The following is an 8,458-nucleotide window of genomic DNA, read 5'->3' as shown; positions in this document are numbered from 1 at the left end:
AGACGCTGCTTTTCGACGAGCTGCTGCTTGTACACAGAAGCGGACTTCTTGCGGTTCTGGCCATGCTGACCAGGTGCAAAATGACGACGGTCGAGAGCCTTCTGAGTCTTGTTAGAAACAGCAAGGTCCAAGGAACGGGCAACCTTGCCCTTAGGTCCACGGAAAGAGGACATATTAACCTCGTTAAAGGAAGCTCTTTGGTTAACACGTATGTTGGTAGAGCTTAACACGACATACGCTAAGTTGTGACCCATATATAGAAATTTCCACAGTTTTTTCAACGTTTTATCTGTTGAACCGGCACCTTTGGTCCGCTTTTTACGGATTTTTTGTAATTTATGGGCATGAATTGGAACGAACCGCAACTGATTGACATCCCCATCGTCCATGATGAACGTGGTAACTTGAGCGTTGTTGAAGGTGGCCAGCTGGTCCCCTTCGATATCAAGCGTGTTTACTACCTCTACGATGTGCCGGGTGGATCTACTCGCGGCGGCCATGCCCATCGAAAGCTCCGTCAGCTGATTTTTGCAGCCAGCGGTAGTTTCGACGTGATTCTTGACGATGGTAAGACACGTCAGAAGTTCCAATTGAACCGTTCCTACAAGGGCTTGTTCATTCCCACCATGACCTGGCGTGAAATCGAGAACTTCTCCTCCGGTGCCGTGTGTATGGTTCTTGCTTCAGAACATTACGAAGCCGAAGATTACATCTACGAATACGAAGACTTCTTGAAGGAAGTCAACAAGAAATAAAATAACCCGGATTTTACTCCGGGCTTTTTTTAGAATTCTTTGATGAAGGTGGTGTTTACTGCACCTTTCCCGCCGAAGGTTTCCTTGAAGTGGAACAGGGACTCATTCAAGAACTTGCCTCCGTCTTCAGTGGATATTCCCCAGGAGAACTTTTCCATTCCCATTTTCTTGGCTTCGCGCATGGCTGCAATATAAAGGGCTGTGGTGCCGTTCTTTTCACGAAGACTTTCGTCGGGAGCCACGTACTGGAAGTGGATTGCCTTTGCCTGCTTGAATACAAACAACATCATGCCGGAGAGGTAAACTCCTTTGTCAAAGATTCCGCGGAAGAGGATTTCCTCCGGGAAAAGATCCTTGAGCAAGTATAATTCCTGCAAGGAGTGAACAGGCTTGGTGTTGTATTTCTTCTTTGAAATTATAAGCAGTTCGTAGAACTTTTCGAATTCGGCTTCTGTTTCCAAGGGACGATATGAAAAGGTCTCGCCGTTGGATTTTCTGTAGTTGCGTCGGCATTCGCCTGCGCACAAGTCCAGAGGATCTTTGCTGTCGTTAAGTTGTGTGTAACTACTTAATTCGGTGGATCTTTGGTAGCCGAAATGTTCCAGTGCGTATTCCAAAAGATCGTTGGGTTCGGTACAGAAAATTCTGCCGGTGGGCTTCATTTTTGCACTTTTGAAATTTTCAGCAAGATACTTGTCTGCAGTGTCAATGATTTCAAGAAGCCTGCTTCCGGAATAATAATCCTTGGAAATGATTGGTCCGCCAAAAGTTGTTCCCTGGTGGGAAATCCAGCGATTGTCTTCTGTGACGATTCCTGGAAAATAGGCGACAATAATTCCGCTTTTATGTAATATGAAACTAGCGTCCTTGAAACGACCCTCGGGATGATAGTTCAAGAAACGTCTGCTCTGCAGGAATGTACCGTTGACGGATTCCTGGTTCACAAAGCGGTCTAGGCGACTATCCAATTCCTTGGTGTAGGGCAAAATTTCGTACATGTCCTTAAAGTAGTAATTTTTAGAAAAAATTATTTGCTACTTTGAATTATATGATTAAAGTTCCCTATTACCCTTTGAAACGAGTTGTAGAATCCTATGGACAGGAGTTGCAGCAGGCGACTTCCCGTGTGGTGGATTCCGGCTGGTTTATCCGTGGAGAGGAATGCCGCAAGTTCGAAGAATCTTTTGCCGAATATTGCGGGGCCAAGTACTGCGTTGGGGTAGGGAATGGCCTTGAAGCTCTATCTCTGATTTTGAAGGGCTATATGGAACTGGGCCGGTTGCAACCGGGTGACGGTGTCATTGTGCCCGGCAATACGTTTATTGCCACTTGGCTTGCTGTAAAGGCTGCGGGTCTTGTGCCGTTTCCTGCAGAACCTGATGAGGAAACTTGTGTTTTGACCTTGGGTTCCGTAGAACGAGCCGTAATTCATGCTCAGTTTAGCCGAGTTCGTGTAAAGGCTATTTTGGCGGTTCACTTGTATGGACGCCTTTGCCCCATGGATCGTCTTCGCGGGTATGCGGAAGATCGAAATCTTCTGTTGTTGGAAGATGCCGCCCAGGCTCATGGTGCTGCTATGAACATGCCGGTGGGTGACGCTACCGAAGTTCGCCGCGCAGGAAATTTGGGCGACGCTGCAGGTTTCAGCTTCTATCCTGGCAAGAACCTGGGTGCTCTTGGGGATGCAGGCGCTGTAGTTACCTCCGACGAGGCTCTGGCTCGCGTTGTCAGAATGCTTGCCAATTACGGTTCTGAACAGAAGTATGTTCACGAATATGTTGGCGAGAATTCCCGTCTAGACGAAATGCAGGCTGCCGTTCTCTCGGTGAAGCTCCCGCATCTTGATGCCGACAACGCTCGCCGTAATGAAATTGCCAAGCGCTATCTTGCAGAAATCAAGAATCCCTTGGTTCGCCTGCCGAAACCTGCGGTTTCTGTGGCTGGCGCGCAGGAGTTCGGTTCCGCTGCAGATTCCCAGACGAACAACGTGTGGCATATTTTCCCTATACATAGTGAACGTCCCGATGGCTCCAGCTGTCGCGATGAACTTCAGAAGCACCTAGCTTCCCTCGGGATTGAGACCTTGATTCATTATCCCACGCCGCCCCATCAGCAAAAGGCCTTTGTGGACCAGTATGGTTCTGTAAGCTACCCGAAGGCAGAAAAGCTAGCGCGTCAGGAACTGAGTCTCCCGCTTCACCAGTTGATGACGGAAGACGAAATCGCCGCGGTCATTGAAGGCGTGAACAGTTTTGTCCTGCCGCAGTCTGGCGGTGTTCATGAGCAGTCTGGCGATGTCCTGTCTCAAAAGGCTGGTGCATAATGTTTGCAAAGAGTTTTCTTGGTTCCGGAGCGGTAACGGCATTTAATGCCTTGCGTGCTTTTGCCATCAATAAACTTTTGGCAATTTTCCTGCCTCCTGCGGCTTTTGCTTGTGTAGGCCAGTTCTTAAACTTGATGTCCATTGGTCAAGCCACTTCCAGTTTGGCTTTGCAGAATGGATGGACTTCCCTGACTGCGCAGAATAAGGATAACCAAGAACAATTGCTTGGTATTTGGCATGGTGGCACTCGCCTTACAACCTTCGCCACGATTTTCACTTGCATTGCTGCAATCCTGTTTTGCGTCATGGCACCACTGGAAACTTTGTTCCCGGGAATCAACCCGCGCCTAGTGCAGGCGGCGGTTCTCTTTGCTATGCCGGGAATTCTTGCTTCTAACATCGTGACCATCAGTGCTGCCGTGATGAACGGAATGGGGAAGAATCGCAACTGGGCCTTGATAAACATGGTGTCCTCCGTTTGGCAAGTGCTGTGGGTTGCCTTCTTCCTTTATACAGGCCGTTTGTCGGTGTTGTCTATCATCGCCACGCAGTCGGTTGTTGCTGGAGTCTTTGCTGCGCAGATTGCCGCTCGTGCCGGCTTTAGCATTAAGCAAATTTGGAAAACGGTTGCTGATTATCGTGGCTCGTGGTATCCTTATGCGTTGATGGGCCTGGTTCCCATGGTGCTTACTCCGATTGCTCTCACTGTTATCCGTACTTCTGTCAGTGAAAATTTTGGAGCTGATGCCGCAGGAATTTGGCAAAGTGTCTGGAAGGTGTCTGACTTCATCTTTATGATGATGTCTGCCATTTTGACCGTCATCATTTTGCCGAAGGTTTCTGCAAAACTCACCAAGCAGGATTTCTTGAAGTTGTTCAATCCGTTGCTTCTCCGAGTGATGGGAATATCCTTGGTGACGGTTTTGGCTCTGTATTTCGGTCGAGATATCTTGGTCCAAGTTCTGTTCTCCAAGTCCTACATGGGCGCTGCAGATTACTTGCCTCTTCAGCTGGTGGGTGATTTCTTTAGGGCTGGGGGCTATGCTTTGGCCTTGGTGCTTATTGCTCGTAGCGAAACAAAGATTTTTGTGACTATTGAAATTTGTTCCGAAATCTTCCTTGCAACGTGTTCTGTGGTCTTGATGAAAGTTATGGAATTCAATGGTCCCATGGCAGCTTACGCGATAGAAAACTTCCTTTACTTTGTGGTTCTTTTTGTTGCTGTGAGGAGGCTCAAGTGGAATATTCAATAACTAATCAGGTTGTTGATCCTGTGGTCTCTGTTCTGTTGGCTAGCTACAATCACGAAAAATATGTGGAAGCTGCAGTACGTTCCATTATGGCCCAGGAAGGCGTAAAGTTTGAACTGATTGTTGTCGATGACGGCAGTAAGGATTCCTCGCCTCAAATTTTGGAAGCCTTGTCCAAGGAGTTGAACTTCACTTACAGGCATCGTGAAAACAAGGGCGTCGTTGCGACTTATAACGAGCTTCTTGATATGGCACAGGGTAAGTATTTCTGTACCTTCGCATCAGACGATATTATGCCGCCGGGCCGCCTTGCGGAACAGAGCGCGTATCTGGAAAAGCATCCGCAATATATCGCTTGCTTTGGACAGATCAAGCAGATGGACGCAGATGGAAATGTGTCGGAAAATTTTGATCCCCGTTATCTGCAATCTATTCCCCAGGTGACATTTGAACAAATTTTCCTTGGTGTTCGCGAAGTTCACGGCTGCTCCGAAATGCTGAATCTGACGTCCTTCAGGGAGATGGGCGGTTTTGACGACAGCATCGGTCAGGAAGATTTCCCCATGATGCTCCGCCTTTTGCATAAGTGCTCTCCGCTGCCTGTCATTGCAACGGATTGCTGCCATTACCGCATTCACGGAAACAATTTGTCTGCAGCAAATACCGTGGAAAATGTCAACTTCCTTTACAAGAACATTTTGGACACATTGGCTTGCTATAAGGACCATCTGCTTTACAAAAAAGCAAGGAACTTGATGAAAACTCGTTACTTCTCCGCCCTTACCAATTGCGATAAGGGTGAAGCCTTGAAGCGTTTGCCGGAACTGGCTTCCTGCTCGACATACTTCTGGGCTAGAAGTTTGAAATTGCTTTTGCCGAAACGTTTGAATACCTTACTTTCGTTTATGAAACGTAAATCATAATGCTCGTATGAAAATCTCCGTTTGTATGGCAACTTATAATGGAGGACGTTTTGTCCGTGAACAGCTGGAAAGCATTCTTTCTCAGTTGCCTATGGCTGTTGCTGGAGAAAAGTGTGCCGAAGTCATTATCGCCGACGACGGTTCTTCCGACGATACATTGGATGTAATCCGCGACTTAGGTGATTTACGTGTAAATGTGTTGCCTCAGGGAAATCATTTGGGGCCGGTGTATAATTTTGAACGTGCTCTGCAGGCTGCCTCCGGCGATGTCATTTTCCTTGCGGATCAAGATGATGTCTGGCTCCCTAAAAAAGTTGACAAGATGCTAGAAGCCTTGGGCTTTGACGGTGCAACGTTTGCAGCCAATGCCCCATTGCTTGCGGTTCATGATTCCAAGGTGATTAATGGCGATGGCAAACTCATTGGCGAATCCATGTGGACAGCCCGCCCTTACAAGCCAGGAGTCTTTGCCAACTGGCTTAGAAATACTTTTACCGGTTGCTGTTTGGCCTTCCGTCGTGAACTGCTGGAAAAGGCGTTGCCCTTCCCGAAAAATCTCCCTATGCATGACCAGTGGCTTGGGGTTCTCGCCGAACGAAAGAATGGGGTAGTGGCCGTTCCTGAAAAACTGATCAGCTATCGTGTGCATAAAAATAATGCCACCAACTTGTTCGCTGGTGACAATAAAAAGGTTGCAAGTTCTTGCCAACGTATCCGCTGGCGCTTTAACTTGCTGAAGGCTATTTTGCAGCGTCGGAGCTAGCTTCGGCAGTTTCTGCCGGTGCGGGTTCCACAAAGGCGCCTGCGGCCACAAATTCGTTCCAGCCGATGCTGACGATGGCTCCTGCGCGGGTCAGGTTGCCCTGGGCGTCTTCGTATTCCTTAAGGATGCGTGCCCATTCAGAAACGTCCCGCTTGAACTTGACTTCCTTGTGAATTTTCTTTTCCAGCATGTCCTGCTTCCATTGGGCGGCGTCGGCCAAGCTCTTGCAGGAGGCGCTCATTGCGTCCAGGTAGGCGGGGGCTGCGTCCAGGAAGGTCTTTTCGAAAAGCTTTGCCTTGGGTTTGGCCTGGGCCACAAGATTCTTCTGGTTGATGATGTTCTTGCGGATTTCTTCCATCAGGCGTACAATGCGGACATAGTCCACCTGGGGCCAAATGAGGTTGAAGGGCCACATTTTTTTCCAGTGGAACTTGAACATGGACTCGTGGGCCGTATTCTTGGCTCGCATCAGTTCCTTGAGGTTTTCAAAAATAATTTGGGATGGAAGTTTATCGCTCATGGGCAGGAATATAACAAAATACCCCGTTTTTGTCGTAATTTCGGGGTTGTTTTATATTTTTTTGCTTGCATTTTACAAATAAGGAATTAAATTCAAGGGAGCAAAAACCTACAAAGGGATACTATGAATAATAAAAAGTTCAAAATTCTGCTCATCGCAGACATCGTGCTTATTGTTGGCCTCTTTGTGCTGATGATGATCCTCAAGGGCGGCTACGAAGAACAGGCCAAGAAGTCTGTTAGCGAACAGCTGGACGCTTACCTCAACCAGAACAACACCGTTCTCCAGGAACAGTGGAAGTCCGTGGATCAGTACGGCATGGCTTGGAAGCTTGTGAACGCTACTTTGACCGGCGACAAGACTGAAAAGTCTTTCGATGCCGCTGCTCAGGCTATCGAAGCCGACAAGGACGCTCGTTTCAACCAGGTTTCCTACATGTACACCGCTGCAGGTATTCCTCCTCAGGCACAGAACAGCATTCATGAAAAGGCTGGCCTTGCTGAAAAGCTCGTTCTCAAGAACGAAGGCGGCGTGAAGGAAGTTGCTTGCGGTAAGAACTGCGTCGTGACCTTTACCTTTGCCAAGGGCAAGCTGAAGGACGTTGACTACAAGGCTCTGGCTGCTTACAACATGGCTGACAACTTTAAACTGGAAGCTCCCGCAGCATTCCGCTTCGAATAAGAGGTATTGACCATGAACGTAAAAACTATTTCTATTGCTTTGGCAGCTGTGGTTGTTCTTTTGTTGGTTACCCTCCTTATGCAGAAGGGTGGCTACGTTTCCCAGGCAACCGAACATTACACCAAGACCACCGAAAAGTCCTATAAGAGCGGCTCCCAGGTGGTGGAATACGTGAACAACTCCATCGAAACCAACAAGTCCGTTTGGAACTTGGCTATGGAAGTTCTCCAGACTGTAAAGTCCTCCCAGGACCAGGCTCGTCTCGAAGCAAAGCTCTTCCCGTCTACCAAGGGTACCATGAGCATTGCTAACAAGACCCGTAAGTTTGAAGCTACCTCCAACTACTACATCATCTCCAACTTTGCAAAGGTTGAAGAAGATAAGAAGACTGGCGTTAAGTCTCTCGCTGGCCTTACCTCTGTGAACGTAAGCGCACTCCTCGGTACTCCGGGTGTTGAAGCCGACGAAGAAGAAGAGGAAGAAGAAGTTGAAGAAGCTCCGGCACCTGCTCCCAAGAAGGCTGCCAAGGGTAAGAAGGGCAAGAAGGGTAAGAAGCGCTAATCTGCAAAAAGCGCAGAACTTCTATCTCTTTGATACTCAACGAGTTACGAAAGCGGTCCGAATTTCGGGCCGTTTTTTGTTGTTTTGAAGGGTTGGCGGACTGGTAAAATCTTGCCGTTTTTAAGCGAATTTAAGCATTTTGGAACTTTAAAGAGTGGGGGAGAATAGCTAAATTTCACCTCGTAAAAATTTTAAAAACACAAGGTGCCGGCTAACCCCCGGCAAGAGGTAAAAATGCTCATTCTTCGTGGTACTCCGGCTCTGTCGGATTTCCGTCTCCAGAAGCTTCTGGCTGACTTCAAGAAAGAAAACCTGAACGTCACAAGCGTCTACGCTGAATTCCTCCATGTGGTGGACCTGTCCGCAGATCTCACTGCAGATGAAAAGGTCACCCTTGAAAAGGTGCTTCACTACGGCCCCATGCGCGAAGCCAAGGCTCTCGAAGGTGAAATGTTCGTGGTTTGCCCCCGTCCGGGTACCATCAGCCCCTGGAGCTCCAAGGCTACCGATATCGCTCACATCTGCGGCCTGCCCGCCATCAAGCGTATCGAACGCGCCATCGCCTACTACGTAAAGTTTGACGGTGCCGCTTCCGCCGACGCCCGCAAGGTTATCGAAGCCAAGATTCACGACCGCATGACTCAGGCCGTGTTCGCAGACCAGGCTTCCCTGGACGTTCTCT

Annotated in this window: 11 protein-coding genes; 8 read left to right on the top strand and 3 right to left on the bottom strand. The window is 48.4% G+C overall.

Annotated elements, in window-relative coordinates:
• Positions 1–173 (bottom strand): 30S ribosomal protein S4 (locus tag MJZ25_16135; GenBank protein MCQ2125704.1); only part of this gene is annotated, 173 nt, incomplete at its 3' end.
• Positions 174–344: 171 nt separating this feature from the next.
• Between MJZ25_16135 and MJZ25_16130 the strand changes: the two genes are divergently transcribed.
• Positions 345–755 carry an FdtA/QdtA family cupin domain-containing protein gene (locus tag MJZ25_16130; GenBank protein MCQ2125703.1) on the top strand — a complete coding sequence of 137 codons (411 nt, stop codon included), beginning with the start codon at positions 345–347 and terminating at the stop codon, positions 753–755.
• A 29-nt stretch (positions 756–784) separates the two neighbouring features.
• Here MJZ25_16130 and MJZ25_16125 read toward each other — a convergent pair whose 3' ends face one another.
• On the bottom strand, positions 785–1,753 hold the full coding sequence (locus MJZ25_16125; GenBank protein ID MCQ2125702.1) for a GNAT family N-acetyltransferase: 969 nt from the start codon (positions 1,751–1,753) through the stop codon (positions 785–787).
• 50 nt (positions 1,754–1,803) lie between these two features.
• Between MJZ25_16125 and MJZ25_16120 the strand changes: the two genes are divergently transcribed.
• From MJZ25_16120 to MJZ25_16105, 4 genes are read left to right on the top strand one after another with little or no spacing between them, the layout of a single operon-like run.
• Positions 1,804–3,078, top strand: coding sequence for a DegT/DnrJ/EryC1/StrS family aminotransferase (locus tag MJZ25_16120; GenBank protein MCQ2125701.1), 1,275 nt, complete (start codon positions 1,804–1,806; stop codon positions 3,076–3,078).
• On the top strand, positions 3,078–4,331 hold the full coding sequence (locus tag MJZ25_16115; protein MCQ2125700.1) for an O-antigen translocase: 1,254 nt from the start codon (positions 3,078–3,080) through the stop codon (positions 4,329–4,331). The genes MJZ25_16120 and MJZ25_16115 overlap by 1 nt, the downstream gene beginning before the upstream one ends.
• On the top strand, positions 4,316–5,251 hold the full coding sequence (locus MJZ25_16110; protein MCQ2125699.1) for a glycosyltransferase family 2 protein: 936 nt from the start codon (positions 4,316–4,318) through the stop codon (positions 5,249–5,251). The genes MJZ25_16115 and MJZ25_16110 overlap by 16 nt, the downstream gene beginning before the upstream one ends.
• Positions 5,252–5,276: 25 nt before the next feature.
• Entirely contained in the window at positions 5,277–6,014 is a 738-nt protein-coding gene (locus tag MJZ25_16105; GenBank protein MCQ2125698.1) for a glycosyltransferase family 2 protein, read from the top strand.
• On the opposite strand, the gene MJZ25_16100 is transcribed toward MJZ25_16105, so the two are convergent.
• Entirely contained in the window at positions 5,992–6,534 is a 543-nt protein-coding gene (locus MJZ25_16100) for a hypothetical protein (protein MCQ2125697.1), read from the bottom strand. The genes MJZ25_16105 and MJZ25_16100 overlap by 23 nt on opposite strands.
• A 123-nt stretch (positions 6,535–6,657) precedes the next feature.
• Between MJZ25_16100 and MJZ25_16095 the strand changes: the two genes are divergently transcribed.
• The 3 genes from MJZ25_16095 to MJZ25_16085 all read left to right on the top strand — a co-directional run.
• A complete protein-coding gene (locus tag MJZ25_16095) occupies positions 6,658–7,215 on the top strand; it encodes a hypothetical protein (GenBank protein MCQ2125696.1) in 558 nt (185 codons plus the stop codon).
• A gap of 12 nt (positions 7,216–7,227) precedes the next feature.
• Positions 7,228–7,776: a hypothetical protein gene (locus MJZ25_16090; GenBank protein ID MCQ2125695.1), complete on the top strand. Its 549-nt coding sequence runs from the start codon at positions 7,228–7,230 to the stop codon at positions 7,774–7,776.
• Between the two features lie 234 nt (positions 7,777–8,010).
• Positions 8,011–8,458, top strand: a 448-nt coding sequence (locus MJZ25_16085) for a phosphoribosylformylglycinamidine synthase (protein MCQ2125694.1), incomplete at its 3' end; no start/stop codon positions are given.

Origin of the sequence: Fibrobacter sp. (genome assembly GCA_024399065.1) — a bacterium.
In the GTDB taxonomy this organism is placed as follows: domain Bacteria; phylum Fibrobacterota; class Fibrobacteria; order Fibrobacterales; family Fibrobacteraceae; genus Fibrobacter.
This window is presented reverse-complemented; position numbering and strand designations above follow the sequence as displayed.